13 protein-coding genes are annotated in these 17,952 nt (G+C 65.4%); 10 read left to right on the top strand and 3 right to left on the bottom strand.

The window, feature by feature from the left end; all coding sequences use genetic code 11:
* Window positions 1-656 precede the first annotated feature (656 nt).
* Window positions 657-1,325, bottom strand: a complete 669-nt coding sequence (locus U1839_RS11035) for a TetR/AcrR family transcriptional regulator (RefSeq protein WP_332803686.1) — start codon at window positions 1,323-1,325, stop codon at window positions 657-659.
* 115 nt (window positions 1,326-1,440) lie between these two features.
* Between U1839_RS11035 and U1839_RS11030 the strand changes: the two genes are divergently transcribed.
* The 10 genes from U1839_RS11030 (at window position 1,441) to U1839_RS10985 (ending at window position 13,987) form a co-directional block, all read left to right on the top strand.
* Complete coding sequence (locus U1839_RS11030) at window positions 1,441-2,424, top strand: MBL fold metallo-hydrolase (protein ID WP_332803685.1); 984 nt, start codon at window positions 1,441-1,443, stop codon at window positions 2,422-2,424.
* Entirely contained in the window at window positions 2,414-3,718 is a 1,305-nt protein-coding gene (locus U1839_RS11025; protein ID WP_332803684.1) for a fumarylacetoacetate hydrolase family protein, read from the top strand. Before U1839_RS11030 ends, U1839_RS11025 begins: the two co-directional genes overlap by 11 nt.
* Window positions 3,715-4,779, top strand: coding sequence for an amidohydrolase family protein (locus U1839_RS11020; RefSeq protein WP_332803683.1), 1,065 nt, complete (start codon window positions 3,715-3,717; stop codon window positions 4,777-4,779). Before U1839_RS11025 ends, U1839_RS11020 begins: the two co-directional genes overlap by 4 nt.
* Before the next feature lie 94 nt (window positions 4,780-4,873).
* The gene (locus U1839_RS11015; protein WP_332803682.1) at window positions 4,874-6,172 is read left to right on the top strand and encodes a spinster family MFS transporter; all 1,299 of its coding nucleotides are present in this window, start codon (window positions 4,874-4,876) and stop codon (window positions 6,170-6,172) included.
* 231 nt (window positions 6,173-6,403) lie between these two features.
* Complete coding sequence (locus U1839_RS11010; RefSeq protein WP_332803681.1) at window positions 6,404-8,902, top strand: TonB-dependent receptor; 2,499 nt, start codon at window positions 6,404-6,406, stop codon at window positions 8,900-8,902.
* Between the two features lie 77 nt (window positions 8,903-8,979).
* The gene (locus U1839_RS11005) at window positions 8,980-9,885 is read left to right on the top strand and encodes a VOC family protein (RefSeq protein WP_332803680.1); all 906 of its coding nucleotides are present in this window, start codon (window positions 8,980-8,982) and stop codon (window positions 9,883-9,885) included.
* Window positions 9,886-9,907: 22 nt separating this feature from the next.
* Window positions 9,908-11,023, top strand: coding sequence for an FAD-dependent oxidoreductase (locus tag U1839_RS11000; protein WP_332803679.1), 1,116 nt, complete (start codon window positions 9,908-9,910; stop codon window positions 11,021-11,023).
* Between the two features lie 14 nt (window positions 11,024-11,037).
* The gene (locus U1839_RS10995) at window positions 11,038-11,997 is read left to right on the top strand and encodes a fumarylacetoacetate hydrolase family protein (protein ID WP_332803678.1); all 960 of its coding nucleotides are present in this window, start codon (window positions 11,038-11,040) and stop codon (window positions 11,995-11,997) included.
* 71 nt (window positions 11,998-12,068) lie between these two features.
* Window positions 12,069-12,332 (top strand): hypothetical protein, encoded by a 264-nt coding sequence (locus U1839_RS10990; protein WP_332803677.1) that lies wholly within the window; start codon window positions 12,069-12,071, stop codon window positions 12,330-12,332.
* A gap of 32 nt (window positions 12,333-12,364) precedes the next feature.
* Window positions 12,365-13,987 (top strand): FAD-dependent oxidoreductase, encoded by a 1,623-nt coding sequence (locus U1839_RS10985; protein ID WP_332803676.1) that lies wholly within the window; start codon window positions 12,365-12,367, stop codon window positions 13,985-13,987.
* A 102-nt stretch (window positions 13,988-14,089) separates the two neighbouring features.
* On the opposite strand, the gene U1839_RS10980 is transcribed toward U1839_RS10985, so the two are convergent.
* The gene (locus tag U1839_RS10980; RefSeq protein ID WP_332803675.1) at window positions 14,090-16,789 is read right to left on the bottom strand and encodes a TonB-dependent receptor; all 2,700 of its coding nucleotides are present in this window, start codon (window positions 16,787-16,789) and stop codon (window positions 14,090-14,092) included.
* 143 nt (window positions 16,790-16,932) lie between these two features.
* On the bottom strand, window positions 16,933-17,895 hold the full coding sequence (locus U1839_RS10975; protein WP_332803674.1) for a Gfo/Idh/MocA family protein: 963 nt from the start codon (window positions 17,893-17,895) through the stop codon (window positions 16,933-16,935).
* Window positions 17,896-17,952 lie beyond the last annotated feature (57 nt).

Here is a 17,952-nt window from a genome sequence, read left to right as displayed (position 1 = left end):
CCGGTCCTGAAGCGGCACGTTGGCCCTTCTTCATGTACTGCCTTGAGTTAAAGTTGGAAATCGGCAACCAGCTGGCGTCCCGATCAGCGCCGGTTGGGACCGACCCTCAGAATAATTTTGATATACAAATCAGTCCCGGGCGGTGTTGTGCGCGCGCTACCGCTTTAGCACCAGTCCACGATCCGATGTTCTACGGCGTTGAGGATGGGGAGCGGACACGGGGCCGCAGTCGCCCGAATTCAATCTCGACGCTTCAGGAATCGCCCCGCCGAAGCCCATGATCGTGTGGGACAGATATGCGGGACGCATCTGGCCGGTTTCGCTTCGGACAAACTGCCAGTCAGTTCCGGGGGCTATCGTACCATAAAAGTTCACCCAGTTGATGGTACCTCTGATGGTATAGATGAAACCAATTTACCGATTATTCGTTTAATCTCAAATCATTAAACCAATATCACAGCTACCGTAGGGGTCACCAGTCTTTTCGTCCAAATAGCTGACACGCAATCGATCAATCAGGAAAATGATCGACCCGTCGTTCATAGACTCGACGGGTCAAACGCGGACACGGGTGGACGAATTTTCCTATTATTGGCGAGGCACCTGGGATTCGGAGGTGCATCGCGATCGGACCCGGCCCTGTCGCAACAGGACGGCTAGCGTCGCCGCAGTCCGTCGAGCAGCAGGCGCACCACGAACTGTTCATATTGATGCTCGAGCTCGCTCATGTCGGTGTCGGGCGGGACGAGCAGGCGGATCAGCGGCTGGCCCGATGCGAAGAAGTCACTGATGCCGACGATCGCCAGATGCAGGAACAGGGGATCGAATTCGGCAAGTTCCTTGTCCTTCGCATGGCGCCCGAGCCGTTCGTAAAAGTCGATCGGCCCCTTGCTCCAGGCCCGCACCTGATCACGCACCGCCGGCGAGCGGGCGCCGCTCAGTTCCTCGACCATCAGGCGCTGCATGTACTTGGCTGAGCGCGTGAAACGAAACGTCCGGTGGATGAACTCCTCCAGCGCGGCGACGGGATGATCCTGCGCGAAGGGCGGGTCGTCCGATTCGGCCAGGTGCTTCGCCACTTCGAGCAGCAGCGCTTCGCGCGAGCCGAAATAATAGCGAATCAGCTTTGGATCCACGCCCGCCTCGCGCGCGACGGCGGCAATCGAAACCTCATTGGGGGGCGATGTCCGCAACAGGTTGAGCGCGGCGGCGAGCACCGTATCGCGCGCCTCGCCACCGACCCCGGCGGCGGGCCGCCCCTGACGCCGCCGCTTTTTCGCCGGTTGGCCCGCGCCTGTATCCGCTTTCACGCCTTCTTTTTTCATGCACCGATTGTTGGCAGGGACGGGCGGCCGGGGCAACCGTCGCAACAATTCTTGCAAAGCGGAATTTCGGTCTTACAAGCGCCGATAAAGCAGCGAAAGCAGCAAGGAGAGACGGATGCGGACCTGGCCCTTTACCCGCGGCGTGCACGATCTGGGCAACGGCCTGTATGGCTATGTCCAGCCCGATGGCGGCTGGGGCTGGTCGAATGCTGGCCTGATCAGCTCGCGCGGCGAGACGTTGCTGGTCGATACGCTGATGGGGCTCGACCTGACGCGCGACATGCTCGACGCCTTCAAAAAGGTGCCGGGCGGCGAGCGCATCGACCGCCTGTTCAACACCCACGCCAACCCCGATCACTTTCTCGGCAACGGGCTGGTCGAGGGTGCCGAGATCATCGCGACGACGCGGTGCCGCGACGACATGCACGATTACGATCCGCACGGCTTGGCGGCGCTGCGCACCAACTACATGAACATGGGCGATGCCGGCGCCTTTCTGTTCGAAACCATGGGCCGCTTCGATTTCGGCGGGATCGACGCCTTCACCTTCCCGACCACTTTGTTCGACGGCCACATGACGCTGACGGTGGGCGACAAGACGGTCGAGCTGGTCGATCTCGGGCCGGCCCACACCAATTCCGACACGCTCGCCTGGGTGCCGGCGGACCGCACCGTTTTCACCGGCGATCTCATCTTCAACGAGGGGCACCCGATCATGTGGGCCGGCCCGATCGAGAACTGGATTGCCGCCTGCGAGCACATCGTGTCGCTCGATCCGGCGATCGTCGTGCCCGGGCACGGCCCGATCACCGACGTGACCGCGGTCAAGAACCTCAAGGCCTATTTCGAATATGTCCGCGACGAAACGCGCAAGCGCTTCGATGCCGGCATGGGCTGGAACGAGACCGCGCGCGATATCAACATGACCGAATATCGCGGCTGGTCCGACCCTGAACGCATCGTCGCCAATGTGTTCTCGCTCTACCGGCATTGGGGCACGCAGTTCACCCCCGACGAGGCGCGTGACCTGTTCGGCGCGATGGGCCGTTATCATTGGGAAACGACCCGTCATGCCGAGGGTTGCCAGCATGACCATTGAGATCAATGCGACGCATGATCCGGCGGTGACGAGCTGGGTCGCCAGCGCGAATGGCGACACCGACTTTCCGCTGCAGAACCTGCCCTTCGGCCTCTTTCGCACGGCCGCGAGCGGCGCACGCGGCGGCGTCGCGCTGGGCGACTGCATCATCGATCTGCCCCGCCTGGCTGAGACAGGCCTGCTCGACGGCGACGCCCTCGCCGCGGCGCGGGCGGGATCGCACGACACGTTGTTGCCGTTGCTCGCCGCCTCCCCCGCTGCCGTCAATGCGCTGCGGGCGAAAATCTTCGCGCTGTTCCGCGACGGCAGCGCGCACCGCGCGGCGCTGGAGCCCGTGCTGGTCGCGATGGACGAAGCCGAGCTGCTGATGCCGATGAAGCCGGCCGCCTTCACCGACTTCTGCACTTCCTATGAGCATATCTCGCGCATGGGCGGCGGCGGTGTGCCCAAGCTTCCCGCGCTGTCGCTGCCAGTCGCCTATAATGGCCGCGCCAGTTCGGTGCGCGCGAGCGGCACCCCGGTCGTCCGCCCGATGGGACAGTTCGAGGCACCGGCGGGCAGCAATGACGTGCATTGGGGGCCGGAGCCGATGCTCGATTTCGAGCTCGAATTCGGCGCTTGGCTGCGCGCGGGTAACGACCTGGGTGTTCCGGTGAACGTTGCGGAGGCCGAGGCGCTGCTGTTCGGTTGCTGCCTGGTCAATGACTGGTCGGCGCGCGGCATCCAGTTTTTCGAGATGATTCTCGGGCCCCATCTCGGCAAGAGCTTCCTGACGACGATCAGCCCGTGGATCGTGACGATGGAGGCGCTCGCGCCGTTCCGCGTCGCCGCGCGCGGCCGGCCCGACGCCGAGCCGGCCGTTCCCGCTTATCTGGACGACAGGACCGACCGCACGCACGGCGCGATCGCCGCCACGCTGACCGCCGACCTCGCCACTGCCGCCGGCGCAAGCCAGCGGATCGTCGAGACCGAGCTTGCCGATCTCTACTGGACGTTGGCGCAGATGGCGGCGCACCAGGCCTCGAACGGCGCGCCGCTCGAGCCGGGCGACCTGATCGCGACGGGCACCGTGTCCGGCGCGGCCGACACGGCGCGAGCGTGTCTCGCCGAGATCATGCTGCGCGGCGGCAGCCCGATCGCGCTGCCCGACGGGTCGACGCGCAATATGCTGGAGGATGGCGACACGCTGACCATCCGCGGCCGCGCGCATGCCGCCGGCTACCGGCCGATCGGTTTCGGCGATTGCAGCGGCACCGTCGTTCCGGCGCGGAACGGCACGGAGACAGACGCATGACGATCACGACCTGCGGCGACCGCCCGCCGATCCGCGTCAATGCCCGGGGGCGGCATCTCGTCGTCGATATCCACTGCCATCTCGGCATTCCGGCGGCCGACGCGATCGTCCAGGCGGTCTATCCCGGCCCGCCCCCCGGCATCAACGACTTCACCAACGCCAAGACGAGCGAGGTCAACCGCGCGCAGTTCGCCGCGATCGGCCGCACGCTCAACACGGTCGACACGCGGTTGCAGGACATGGACCGGCTCGGCATCGACGTGCAGGCGATCAGCCCGAGCCCCGGGCAATATTTCTACTATACCGACCCCGAGACCGGCCGCGCCGCGGCACGTGCGGTCAATGACGGCATCGCCGCCGCGGTCGAAGCGACACCGGGCCGCTTCGTCGGCATGGGAACGGTGCCGTTGCAGGATGTCGGCCTCGCGGTCGAGGAGATGCGGCGCTGCGTCCGCGAGCTGGACCTGCGCGGGATCGAGATCAGCTCGAACGTCAACGGCGTGGATTATCACGACGCACGCTTCCGACCGTTTTGGGCGGCAGCGGAGGAGCTTGGCGTCCTGCTGTTCATCCATCCGCTGGGGTTCACCCATGCGCAGCGGATGAGCGATTATTATTTCAACAATCTGATCGGCAATCCGCTCGAATCGACGCTCGCGATCGGCCATCTGATTTTCGGCGGCGTGCTCGATCGGCATCCGGGGTTGAAGATCTGCGTCGCACATGGCGGCGGTTATATGCCCGGCTATTGGGGCCGCATGGACCATGGCTGGCACGCCCGCGCCGATTGCTCGGCGGATTGCGCGCACAAGCCGTCCAGCTATCTGCGCAAGCTCTGGCTCGATACTTTGGTGTTCGACCGCGACGAGCTCGACAGTCTGGTGCGGACGCACGGCGCCGACCGGCTGTGCCTCGGCAGCGACTATCCCTTCGACATGAGCGAACCCGACCCGGTGGGTTTCCATGCCCGGCTGAGCGACGACGATCAGGCGCGGATCATGGGGCTCAATGCCGCGGACCTGCTGGGTCTGACGGTCGAACGACCGGGCGCCGGCGCATAGCGATAACAGGCACCGGCCTCGGCGACGCCCCGACAACGAAGATTCCCATCGGACGGCCGCAAAGGTCGCCGGCCCAGGCAGGAGAGTGAGCGGCATGACATCGGCCGATCTGACCAACCGGAACGTGCGCGCGGGCCCGACCCTGGCCGCGCTGTTTCTCGCCAACACGCTGAGCTGGGGCGACCGCGCGCTGCTCGGCGTCGTCGTCGACCCGGTCAAGCGCGACCTTCTGCTCAGCGACACGCAGATGTCGTTGCTGAACGGCGCGGTCTTCATCGCCTTCAACCTGGTCGCCGGGGTCGCCATTTCGCACTGGGTCGATCGCGGCAATCGCAAGCTCATCCTGCTCATCGGCGTGATGATCTGGTCGATCGCCACCGCGCTGATCGGTATGGCCAGCGGCTTTGCCAGCCTCGCGGCGGCGCTGGTGCTGGTCGGCGTCGGCGAAGCGACGGTATTTCCGGTGGCCTTGTCGATGATCGGCGATCTGCGCGCGCCGGCCGAACGACCGCGCGCGGTGGCGACGTTTCAGGCCGGCACCTTTGTCGGGTTGATCGGCGGTTCGATCCTGGCCGGCGTGTTGGCGGCGGCGCATGGCTGGCGCTGGATGTTCGTCGCGTGCGGGATCGGCGGGCTGGCGCTGATGCTGGGCATGGTCTTCGCGGTGCGCGATCCGGTCCGCCGGCAGGGCGATGCGCCGCTCGACGCGCTTGTCGGCGGCAGCGGCGCGATCCGGCGCGTGCTGGCGACGCCCGGCTTTGTGCCACTGTCGCTCGGCATCGGTTTTCTCGGCACGGTCGGCGCGGTGCTCGGCGCCTGGGGGCCCGCCTTTCTGCAGCGCAGCCACAACGTCCCGCTCGCGCAGGTCGGCGCGGTGATCGGGCCGACGGTCGGGATCGGCGGGATCGCCGGCACCGTCATCGGCGGCCTCATCGCCACCATGCTCGTCCGCCGCCGCGGCAGCGAGCGCGCCGGGCTGCTCGTGCCGCTGGTCGCGACCCCGCTCGCCACGCCGTTTCTCGCTTTGTTCGTCTTCGCGCCGAGCATCGGCGGCGCCATGGCGGCGACGGGGATCATGACCTTTCTCGTCTCGCTCGGCGTCGCACCGTGCTTCGCGCTGGGCAGCGGCATCGTCGGTCACCGTGTCCGCGCGCTCGCCTCGACCTTGATGCTGTTCGCCTTCGGCCTGATCGGCAGCGCGATGGCACCGTTCGTCGTGGGTCTCGTCAGCGACGCGCTGGCGCCGCGTTACGGCCTGGAATCGCTGCGCTACGGCCTGGCGACGATGATCGTCGCGCCACTGGTGGCGACGCTGCTGCTGGTCATCGCCTATCGCCACCTCGGCGACGTCGCGCCCGCGACCGATCGCGTCGATCCGGTGGCCATGCACTAGCGCCGGGAAGGCGACCCGCGCCCGCCAACCATGGCGCCCTGCCGCGCGGCGTGCCGCGACGACGGCTGACCGCGCCTGATCGCAGGACTCTTCGACGTGAATCCAACCGCGCCTGCCCCACCGCGCAAACCGGTCCGCGGGGCTTGAGCGTTACCGATATTCATGATACCCGGAATAAATAATTCAGGAATGTGGGAATTAGCCGCATCCGATCGGAGAGGAGAGACGATAATGAAGAGCGTGGTCTTGCTGCTCGCTACCGCCAGCACCCTGGCGATGATATCGCCCGCCGCTGCACAGGTGGCACCATCGACGACATCTGACGAAAGGGGCGCACCGGCGCCGCAGTCCGTGCCCGACGCCACCACGCCCGACTCGGGCGTCGGACTGGCGGATATCGTCGTGACCGCGCAGCGCGTCTCCGAAAGTGCGCAGCGCGCGCCGATCGCCATCAGCGTCGTCAAGCCCGATGATCTGCTGCGGCAGGCCGTGACCCGGCCCGAGGATCTGTCACGGGTCGTCCCCGCGCTCGTCGCCGAAAGCACGGGCGGGTCCTACACGACCTTCGTTCTGCGCGGTGTCGGCAACACCACGATCAACGCCTATTCGGATCCGGCGGTCGCCTTCAACTATGACGGCGTTTATATCGGGCGCCCGTCCTCGACCAGCGGCAGCTTCTACGACCTCCAGCGCGTCGAGGTGCTGAAGGGGCCGCAGGGAACGCTCTATGGCCGCAACGCGACGGGCGGCGCGATCAACGTCATCCCCAACCGGCCGCAACTCAACAAGAGCACGGTCGACGCGGTGGCCAGCTATGGCAATTACAACGCGCTCACCGCGCAGGGCGCGGTCAACCTGCCGATCGGCGACAAGGCGGCCTTCCGCATCGCCGGCAATTACGCGTCGCACGACCCGTTCTATAATGACGGCACCAACGACCAGAGCGAATATGGCGCGCGCGTCCAGCTCTATGCCGAGCTGACCCCGACGCTCAACACGCGCATCTCCGCCGATTTTGCCCATCAGGGCGGCGCCAAGCTGTTCGCGACCTATGTCGGGACCGCCACGCCCAATTTCGGTCAGACCGGTTTCACCGGTTACACCTTTACGCCGACCAATTATGCGCCGGGAGAGGGCATTTTCAGCCCGAAATCGCAGGCCTATCTGGCGTCGCACTATATCGTGCAGGCCGGGCGCGCCGGTGAGGTGGTGCAGGGCCGGCCCTATAATGACAATAATTTCTGGGGCATTCTCAGCGAGACCAACTGGAGCGTCGGGCCGGGCACGCTGACGCTCGTCCCCGCCTATCGCGAGTCGAAGCTCGACAACCTCATCACCCCCGGCATGAACGGCGCCGGCACCAAGGAAAAGGATCGCCAGTTCAGCACCGAGCTGCGCTATGCCGGGAAGGCCGGTGCGTTCGATTTCGTGCTCGGCGGCTATTATTTCGGCGAGCATGTCCGCGCGAACACCTATTTCTCCCAGTTCGTGCTGGTGCCCTATCAGAACTTCACCACGACGACCGATTCCTATGCCGGCTTCGGTAAACTCACCTGGCACGCCAGCGAGAAACTCAGCCTGACCGCGGCGGGCCGTTACACGCAGGACAAGAAGCGCTTCGACGGCATCAGCGACACTTATATCCTGTTCTGCGGCAATCCGGCCACGTTCCCGCCCAACCAGTGCCCGACTTTGCCCTTCATTCCGCTGCTGCCTGACGCGGCGTCGCTGCGCGCCTTCTATGCCGCGAACGGCATTCCGGTGACCAATGTGCCGCTGTTTGCGCTGCCGCCCGCCTTTGGCGGATCGCAGACGGCGCCCTTCGTGCTCAACGCCCCGACCTCGATCAACGCCGGGCTCAGCAATACGAAATTCACCTATCGGCTCGGCGCCGACTATCGCTTCTCGTCCGGCTCGATGGCCTATGTCAGTTACGAGACCGGCTATCACGCCGGCGGCTTCGCCTTTGCCCAGGGTCTCGAAAGCTACAAGCCCGAGACGATCCAGGCATGGACGATCGGCAGCAAGAACCGCTTCCTCGACAACAAGGTGCAGTTCAACATCGAGGGCTTCTACTGGAAATACCGCAACCAGCAGTTCAGCACCTTCGGCTTCGATCTCGGCACGCCCCCGACGACGGTGTTCCTGACGCGCAATGTCGGCAGCAGCACGATCTACGGCTTCGATGCCGACGCCCAGTTCCTGCTGACGCGCAACACCTTGCTGTCGGCGAGCGTGCAATATGTCCACACGCGCTATGACAGCTTCCTGTACGACGTGCCCAATCAGGGTCCGCCGCCACCGACCATGTGCGGCGCGCAAGCCGGCAACAGCGTCATCAACGGCGTGACGGAGGCGGTCTACCATATCGACTGTTCGGGTCAGCCGGCAGTCAACACACCGGCCTGGTCGTTCAACATCAACGCGCAGCAGACCGTCCCGCTCGGCGACTACAAGATCGTGCTGCAGGCCGGGACGCGCTATCGCGGGCCGGCGCAAGAAGACCCGAGCTATTCCTCCTATATCTACGCCAAGGCCGGCACGACCTCCAACGCGGCGATCACCTTCGGGCCGGCGGACGAGCGCTGGTCGGTCACCGGCTTCATCAACAATATCGAAGATTATCGCCGCGTCTTTGCCGTGTCGCAGGTCGCGGCCAGCGGCATCTATATCGGCTCGTACGAAGCGCCACGCAGCTATGGCATTCGCCTCGCCGCGCGGTTCCGCTAGGGCCGCGCCGGGTTGTAAATTCCCGCATGACGGAATATGAGACGACCGCGAGGATAGTGATGAGGGACGCAGGGTTCATGGCACGCGTAAACGATCTGCAATATGTCGCGCTGGCGGTGCCGGATCTTGCCGCGGAACGCGCGTTCTTCGGCACGACCTGGGGGCTGGTGGAGGTCGCCGAGCAGGACGGCAAGGTCTATCTTGCCGCCGAGGGATCGCCGCATCCGTTCGTCATCCGGCTGCGTGAGGATGCCGAGCGCAAGACCGATCTGATCGGCTTCTCGGCCGACGGGCGCGATGTGGTCGACGCGATCTTCGCCAAGGCGATAGCGGCCGGCGCGAAGGTCATCGCCGAGCCCGGCCCCGCGCAAGGTCCGGCCGGCGGCTATGCCTGCCGCTTCTTCGATCCCGAGGGCCGCGCGCTCGAGGTGGTGTGCGATGGCGCCCAGCGCGCGCACCGCACGCTCGAAAAGGGCGAGGCGATTCCGCTCGGCATCAGCCACGTCGTGCTCCACTCGCCCGACATCAAGCGGCTAGAGGCCTTTTACGAAGAAGTGCTCGGTTTCCGGCTGTCGGACTGGATCGGCGATTTCATGGTGTTCCTGCGCTGCAACACGGCGCACCACCGCCTCGCCATCCTGCCCGGGCCGCCCACGCTCAACCATATCGCCTTCGACGTGAGCTCGGTCGACGAGATGATGCGCGGCCTGGCGCGCATGCACGAGAACAATGTCACGCTGACCTGGGGTCCCGGCCGCCATACCGCCGGCAACAACACCTTCAGCTACTTTCTCAGCCCCAATGGCAATGCGGTCGAATATACCTCCGACCTCGAGCATGTCGACGACGACCATTGGGTGCCGCAGACCTTCGCGCCGACACCCGCGATCACCGACCAGTGGGGAACCGGACGGATCATCCCGGGCAATGTGCCGCACGCGGAACTGAGTCCCGACAAGGGCTTGTGGCAGGTCCCGGCCTGAGCGCCGGCGGAAGGGTTTTGATATGGTAGACCGGGTTCTCGTCATCGGGGGCGGTGTCGGCGGCATGTCCGCCGCCATTTCGCTCGCCCGGCATGGCATCGCCGTGACGTTGATCGATTCCGATCCGCAATGGCGCGTCTATGGCGCCGGGATCAGCCTCACCGGCATGTCGCTCCGCGCCTTTGACGATCTGGGTATCTTGGACGAGGTCCGCGAGCGGGGTTTCGTCGGCGCCGGCATTCGACTGCGCAGCGTCGATGGTCACGTCATCATGCAATCACCCGTTCCCGAACACCCCCTTCCGATCGAGTCGAGCGGCGGCATCATGCGTCCGGTGCTGCACGACATCCTGTCGCGAACGGTCCGCGAGGCGGGGGTCGAGGTACGGCTCGGCATCAAGGCCGTCCGCCTCGATGACGATGGCGCCGGCGTCGACGTCGCCTTTTCCGATGGCGCCACGGGTCGCTACGATCTCGTCGTGGCAGCGGAGGGCATCTTTTCCGACACGCGACGCATGCTGTTTCCCGAAGCGGCCGCGCCGCGCTTCACCGGCCAGGGGTGCTGGCGCATCCTCGCAGGCCGCCCGGCCCATATCGACCGCACCGAAATGTATGTCGGCGCGGCCGTCAAGCTGGGCATCAATCCGGTTTCCCCGACCGAGATGTACCTGTTCGTGCTCGAACATGTGCCCGACAATCCATGGTTCGCCCCCGAGCAGCAGCTTGCCCATCTCGCCGGTCTGCTGGCGCCGTTCGGCGGCGACATCCCGGCGGTGTGCGCCGGCTTGGGCGCGGCCTCGCAGGTCAATTACCGGCCGCTCGAATGGATGCTGCTGCCCGCGCCGTGGTACAAGGGCCGGATCGTGCTGATCGGTGATGCGGCGCACGCCACGACGCCGCACATGGCGTCGGGCGCGGGCATCGCGGTCGAGGACGGTCTCGTGCTCGCCGAGGAAGTCGCCGCTCACGCGTCGGTCGACAGCGCACTGGTCGGCTTCATGGCGCGGCGCTTCGAGCGGGCCCGGCTCGTGGTCGAGAATTCGGTCAGGATCGGCGAGATCGAGATGGCGGCCGGCGATCAGATGCCGGCGACCATGTTGCTGGGCGACACGATGCACCAGCTGCAACAGCCTTATTGATGGAAAAGAGCGCGATGACCTTCGGCCTGGCCACGGTAACTTTCGACCAGCAAGCGGAGGTCGCGCTCGTCATCGACGATCGCGCCGTCCCGCTGGCCCAGACCGGCGAGCACCGCGACCTGCTCCCGTTGCTCGGGGATTGGGAGGCGGTCCTGCCGGCGTTGCGGCGCGCGGCGGCCGACCCCGCGCTCTATGCCGCCGCACGCCCGCTCGACACGCTGACGATCCACGCGCCCTATGTGCCACGCCAGATCTTCTGCACCGGCGCCAATTACAAGAAGCACGTCGTCGGCCTGATCATGGGCGACCCGTCGATGCGCACCGCCGAGCATGAGGGCCTCAGCACCGAGGAGCGCCAGCGCCAGGTCGAGGCGATGATGGACGAGCGCAAGAATGCGCTGCCTTATTGTTTCGTCAAATTGCCCTCCTGCGTGGTCGGGCCGCAGGACGCGGTCGTGCTGCCGAACAATGTCGCGAAGCCGGACTGGGAGCTGGAACTCGGCGTCGTGATCGGTCGCCGCGCACGGCACGTCGCGCCCGAGGAGGCGATGGATTTTGTCGCGGGCTTCGTCGTCGTCAACGACGTCACCGCGCGCGACCACATCTTCCGCCGCGACGGATCGGCGATCGGCGCCGACTGGCTGTCGGGCAAGTGCTTCCCGACCTTCCTCCCCTTCGGCCCGACGATCGTGGCGCGCGAATGCGTCGCCGATCCCTATGACCTCACCATCCGGCTGTCGGTGAACGGCAAGGTCTACCAGGACGAGAGTACCGCCGACATGATGGCGTCGATCGAGCGGCAGGTGGCCTATCTCTCCGACCGGGTCGAGCTCATGCCCGGGGACGTGATCTGCACCGGCTCGCCCTACGGCAACGGATCGGCCTTCGGCGTCTTCCTCAAGGATGGCGACGTGATGGAAGGAACGATCACCGGGCTCGGCACACAGCGCAATCGCTGCGTCGCGGAGAAGTGACCGCGGGGACATTCTGCAGCACCTGAGGTACGCGTCGGTTCTGACGGCTGATTTCTGGCTGCGACATTTGATTGTCGAAACGGGCCTTCAAATCCGGGCAGGCCGATACCGACGCAGGCGGCGAGGTCCAAGATCGGCCCGGCCTGGCTTCAACTCCGGCTCTGCCGATCTTGCAGCCATATCGGACGGCTTCCACACGAAACGCGCATATTCAGCAGACCCGGCACCCGATCATCGAAGGTTACGACCCGCTTGAGGCTTGGGGCTGGTGTTATGTCGATGAGACGTTCATCGATCAGACCGAACAGCGCGGCCCGATTCCCCGCCTGCACTGAGGGCCGCCCGGAAAGGACCGGAGGAACAAGGCATGGAAACGATCGGCGCCGATCTGCGCCAGATGCAACGCACGCCGCTGGCCGATTCGCACGTCGCGGCGCTTCGTTCGGCCGGCAAAGTGGTGACATACCCGGCCGGCGCGTTCCTGGCGCGCCCGGGCGATCCCGCCAATTGCTTCCGATACGTCGAAGACGGCGAGATCGAGGTCGTGAACGCCTATACCGACGAGCGCCATCTCCCCTCGACGCTGGGACCGGCGCAATTCATGGGCGAGATTGCCCTGTTGAGCGGCGGTGCCTGGTCGATGGCGATGCGGGCGGTACGCGCAACCCGCGTGATCGAGGTTCCGCGCGATGCCTTGCTGACCCTGATGGGGCAGATCCCGGAGATGTCGGATATCATCATCACCGTCCTCGCCGCGCGCCGGCGTCGCCAGCTCGATGACCGCGACAGCACGCTGAAGCTGATCGGCGAGGAAGAAGACAGGCAGGTCCGCCACATTGCCGAGTTCGCAAGCCGCAACCGCATCCCCTACACCTCGCTGCGACTGGACAGCGCCGAAGCCGCCGAAACCGCACAGACCTGCTCGATCGCGGTGGCGAAGCCGGCTGTCATCTTCGGACGCGACGTGGTGGTGACCGATCCGACGCCGGAAAAGATCGCGCAACTTCTCGGCCTGAACCGCGATCTGCACAACGACGAGGCATTCGACGTACTGATCGTCGGGGGCGGCCCCGCCGGGGTCGCGGCGGGAGTCTATGCCGGCGCCGAAGGGCTGCGTGCGCTGGTGATCGAGGACGTGGCGATCGGCGGCCAGGCGGGCACGTCGAGCCGGATCGAGAACTATATGGGCTTTCCGACCGGCATTTCCGGTGGCGATCTCGTGTGGCGCGGAGAAGTGCAGGCGATGAAGTTCGGCACGCGCTTCGCGATGCCGCGCCGCGTCGCCTCGCTCGAGCGGCTGGAGGTGGACGAATTCTGCGCGACCTTCGACAATGGCGAGCGCGTGCGCGGCCGGGCGGTGATCGTCGCGTCGGGCGTGCAATATCGCCGGCTGCCGATCGACCGGCTTGCCCATTTCGAGGGCAATGGTGTCTATTACGCCGCGACCGAGGTCGAAGCGCGCTACTGCAAGGGCACGCAGGCGGTCATCATCGGCGGCGGCAACTCGGCCGGTCAGGCGGCGATGTATCTCAGCCGGTCCGCCAAATGCGTCCATGTCCTGGTGCGTGGCGGATCGCTTGCCGCATCGATGTCGAACTATCTCTCAAGCCGGCTGGAGGCCGATCCGGCGATCGCCATCAATTACGGTGCCGAGGTCGTGGCGCTACGCGGCGGTGACCATCTCGAAGGGGTCACCATCCGCGACATCGCATCCGGCGCGACGCGTGACGTCGATACGCGCGCATTGTTCATCATGATCGGGGCTGCACCCAATACTGGCTGGCTGTCGGATCTGGTCGCGCTCGACGACAAGGGATTCGTCAGGACCGGTGCAGACGCCGGCGCGGATTCGCCCTTCGCGACCTCGCAACCCGGCATCTTCGCGGTCGGGGACATCCGCGCCGGATCGGTCAAGCGCGTCGCCTCCGCCGTCGGCGAAGGATCGGTCGTCGTGTCGAAAGTATGGGAGTATCTTGAGAAGTTGGCGTGATGCCCCCCCCGGCGGGGCATACATGCAATTCCAGCTATGGCGAGGCTGGGTCTCGCGGCAACGCCGCTTCGCCTGCGCTGAGGCGAAGCGGCGCGCATCACATCAAAGGCGGAAGCGAACGCCGAGCGAGTAGACCGACTCTTCGTACCGGACGGCGCGGGGGAAGGTTACCGGGTCGGCCCCGCCGTTGAAGCCATAAGTCAGATAGGTCACCAGGGGCTTGGCGAGGACGTTGGTCGCATCGGCGAAGATCGTGACGTTCTTTATGACGTCGTAGCTCGCCGACAGATCGAGGCGGCCGATTCCCTTGGTGGTTTCGGCGTAAGTATCGCCCCCGCGCGGCTCGAACCGCGAGGGATAGGCGCCGCGATGGTTCCACGACACCCGCATCGCCAGCCCGTTGAGTTCGTAGAAGGCCGCGAGGTTGTAGGTCCATTTCGACACGCCGATGATCGGCGCCTGCGTGACCGTGCCACCCAGCGACGCGGGCACGCCGGTCTTTGCGTCGAGATAGGTGACGTTGCCCTGGACACCGAAGGCGTGCGCCCATGCCGGCAACATCGCAAAGTCGAGGAAGGTCGTCGCCTGCGCCTCGAACCCGTCGATCCTGCCGCGGCCGGTATTGTACGGCCGGTTGACGGTGATCGGCCCGAAGGTCGGATCGATGATCGCCTGATTATAATTCTGGATGAAGCCGTTGAGGTTGCGACGGAACACCGCACCCGAGATCGACCCGGTACGCGAGAAATAATATTCCAGCGACGCATCGAAATTCTGCGAATGCAGCGGCTTCAGATCAGGATTGCCGCCATTGGCAAAGCGGGTCGCATTGCCGCTCGTCGGCGGATCGACCGCCAGGCCGGGATTATATTGCGAGAAGCTCGGCCGCGTGCGGGTTTCGGTATAGGACAAGCGCAATTGCAGTTGGTCGGTAAAGTGCAGCCTGGCACTCGCGTTGGGCAGCCAGTCATAATAGGTCTTGGTGACCGTGATCGGCGCGAAGCTGTCGGGCGCACCGGCATTGCGAATGCGGTTCGTGCCGTTGATCCGCAGGTCGGTTTCAACGACGCGCAGCCCGACCACACCATCGACATGAATCCCTGCGGTATCGCCCAAAGCGTATTTGGCCTGAAAATAGCCGGCATAGGATCGTTCGTTCGCTGAGTAGGTTACTGACGGATCGGGCGGCGGCGCACCCGGCGCGAAGCCCGAAAAGGCGCGCAGCTGGGCAATATTGTTACGAATACTGTCATAGGTCGGCGTGTAATAGCCACGCAGCGTGGTTGGATCGCTGCCGGGGAAACCACTCGGCGCGACATAATAACTCACCGGCACCGCGCTCAGCGGCAAACGCTCGCCCTCGCGCGACGAGTAGCGGCTGCCATCCTCGAAATGCGCGTCGCGGTCGACATAGCGGAACCCCGCCTCGATCCGCGTCAGCGCCGGCACCCCGGTATCGTACGCGAGGTCGATGCGACCCTGATAATCCGAGCCGTGTGCAATGAGCTGGCGGTCGAAGAAGCCGCGATAGATGTAGTTCGACGCCTTGGTCGGATCGACACCGTTGGCAAAGGTGAAGCTCGGGCCGGCGTCGAGGCTGCCGACACCGGTATTGGCCGTGATGGTCGTCGGCGCGGCATAGGCGGTGTCGAAGCTGTAGATCGAATCGAGGAAGGTGCTGGTGGTGTGGGCGAGATCGGCGGTGACATGCAGCCGGCCGGTGTCGTATTTTCCGCCCAGCGCGTATTGATATGTGTCGGTCTTGGCATAGGTCGCGCCCTGGAAGCCATCGGGGCGGAACGGGTTGGTGACCGTCAGGCTCTGCACGCGCGCATTTGGCCCGGACCCGGTGGTGACCACGTTGGAATAAGCCGAGCCACCCCATAGCGGGACGCTGGTCTCGCGGTCGGAGACCTTGTTGCGAAAGCCCTGCCACAACGCCTCGCCATAGAATTCGAGGCCCGGTGCGGGGCGCCACTGGATCGCGCCATTAACCGACGGGCGGACGCGATCGCCCTGACCGAAATCGATGCGCTGGATATCGGGAAAGCGGACATTCGCGCCGGCCGGGCCGATGCCGCTGTTGGCGACATAGTCAGTGTTCGAGCGCGTCGAATCGAGATAGCGCAGCCGGGTGTAAGAGCCGCCGACAAGGACGCCGATCTCGCCAATGCCGGTGTCCCAGCGGTCGCTGACCAGCAGGTTGCCATTGGGATCGTAGTTCTTCGAACGCTTGGTGTAGAGACCCCAGGCCGAGCCGGCGATCTTGAAGCCATCGAAATCGAACGGTCGGCGCGAGCGCACGTTGATTTCGCCGGCGAGACCGCCCTCGACGAGGTCAGCGGTTGTGTTCTTGTACACTTCGAGCGCCGAGATCGCACCCGACGGAAAATCCTGCAGAGCGACCGAACGCGCCTCGGCCGTAAAGATCTCGCGGCCGTTATAGGTGGTGGTGAAATCGGGCAGGCCGCGGACGAGCACCCGGCTCGCCTCGCCGCCGCCGCGATCGACCTGGACGCCAACGATGCGCGCGGCGGTATCCGACACGGCGATGTCGGGGAGCTTGCCAATGTCCGAGGCGACGATCGAATCGACCTGCTGGATCGAGTCCCGCTTGATCGCCTGTGCCGATTCAATGCTCCTGCGCAGCCCCGTCACGACGATGTCGGTACCGGCTGCGGCGTCGTCGCCGGCGTCGGGCGCGGTCGGCGGTGTCGATGGCGCGGTCTGGGCGGCCGCAGGGAGCGCGGCGCCGAGCACCAGCAGCGATGTTGATCCCAGGATGATGGACTTCAGGCGCATGACACCTCCCCTTAATTGGCATGTGCGGTTCGCCCCCTGTGGTCGGAAGCTAACGCGCACGCTGCTATAGGCCCGGCGCAACACGATTTACAAGAGATTAATCTGACAAATAAGACAAGACGGATGAACCTCAGATTTGGAGGTCAGAAAGCAAAGGGGGCAACCTCTTCCCGGGATCCGATCGTCAGCGCATCGGTGACGATACGCAGGGGGGCCAGGTCCACGTCCGAGCTGCCTGTCGCCACAAGCTCAGCGAAGCGGGTGTAGAGGCGAGGATATTCGCGGTTGGGCGCCGTGACAGCGGCACCGCCATCGAACGCGATGGTCGCGCCACCATCTGTCAACGTCACGGCGCCAGCGTCGGTTTCGATCTCGATGTCCCAGCTTTGCGGGCCGGTTTGCAGGAAGTCGAGATCGACCGCGATCGGCACCGTGCCCGCACGCAACGCTGCCACGGCCTGAATCGGCGAGCCGCGCCCCGCCGGGATGCGCAAATGCGCCCGATCGACGATGACCGGTTCGGCGAGCAGCGCGGTGACGATTGACAGCGCATTGATGCCCGGATCGAACACGCCGAAGCCGCCCTCGGCGAGGATCCATTCCTGGCCGGGGTGCCAGCGGCGAATGTCTTCCTTCCAGGTGACGCGCACGGCGGACACGGCCTTGCCGACCAGCCACGCCCGCGCATCGCCGACCGCCGCCGCCTCGCGCGAGTGCCAGCTGGTGAACAAGGGCACGCCCGCCGCCTGCGCGGCCGCGACCAGGGCTTCGGCCTCAGCCAGCGAGGCGGCGGGCGGCTTTTCGAGCATCACCGCCACTCCGGCCGCGATCGCCTGACGCGCAATATCGAGTCGCCCCTCGGGCGGCGTGCACAGCGACACGGCATCGAGCCGTTCGGGGCCGGCCAGCATCGCGGCAATGTCGGTATAGGCGGGAACGCCGTCCACGCGGCCGTGACGGCTCGCGGTGGCGGCCAGCGTGAAGCGCGAATCGGCGGCGAGTGCCGGAACATGCTGGTCGAGCGCGATCTTGCCGATCCCGACCAGCCCGATGCGGATCGGCCCAACGCGGATTGACCCTGCCGGCGCCTTGTTTCCGTCGCCCATTTCCGCCCCCTTGCTCTTTTATACGATATATATGCTTTCTATTCGGCGGGCGAGCCG

This window comes from Parasphingomonas halimpatiens (genome assembly GCF_036663795.1).
In the GTDB taxonomy this organism is placed as follows: Bacteria; Pseudomonadota; Alphaproteobacteria; order Sphingomonadales; family Sphingomonadaceae; genus Sphingomonas.
This window is presented reverse-complemented; position numbering and strand designations above follow the sequence as displayed.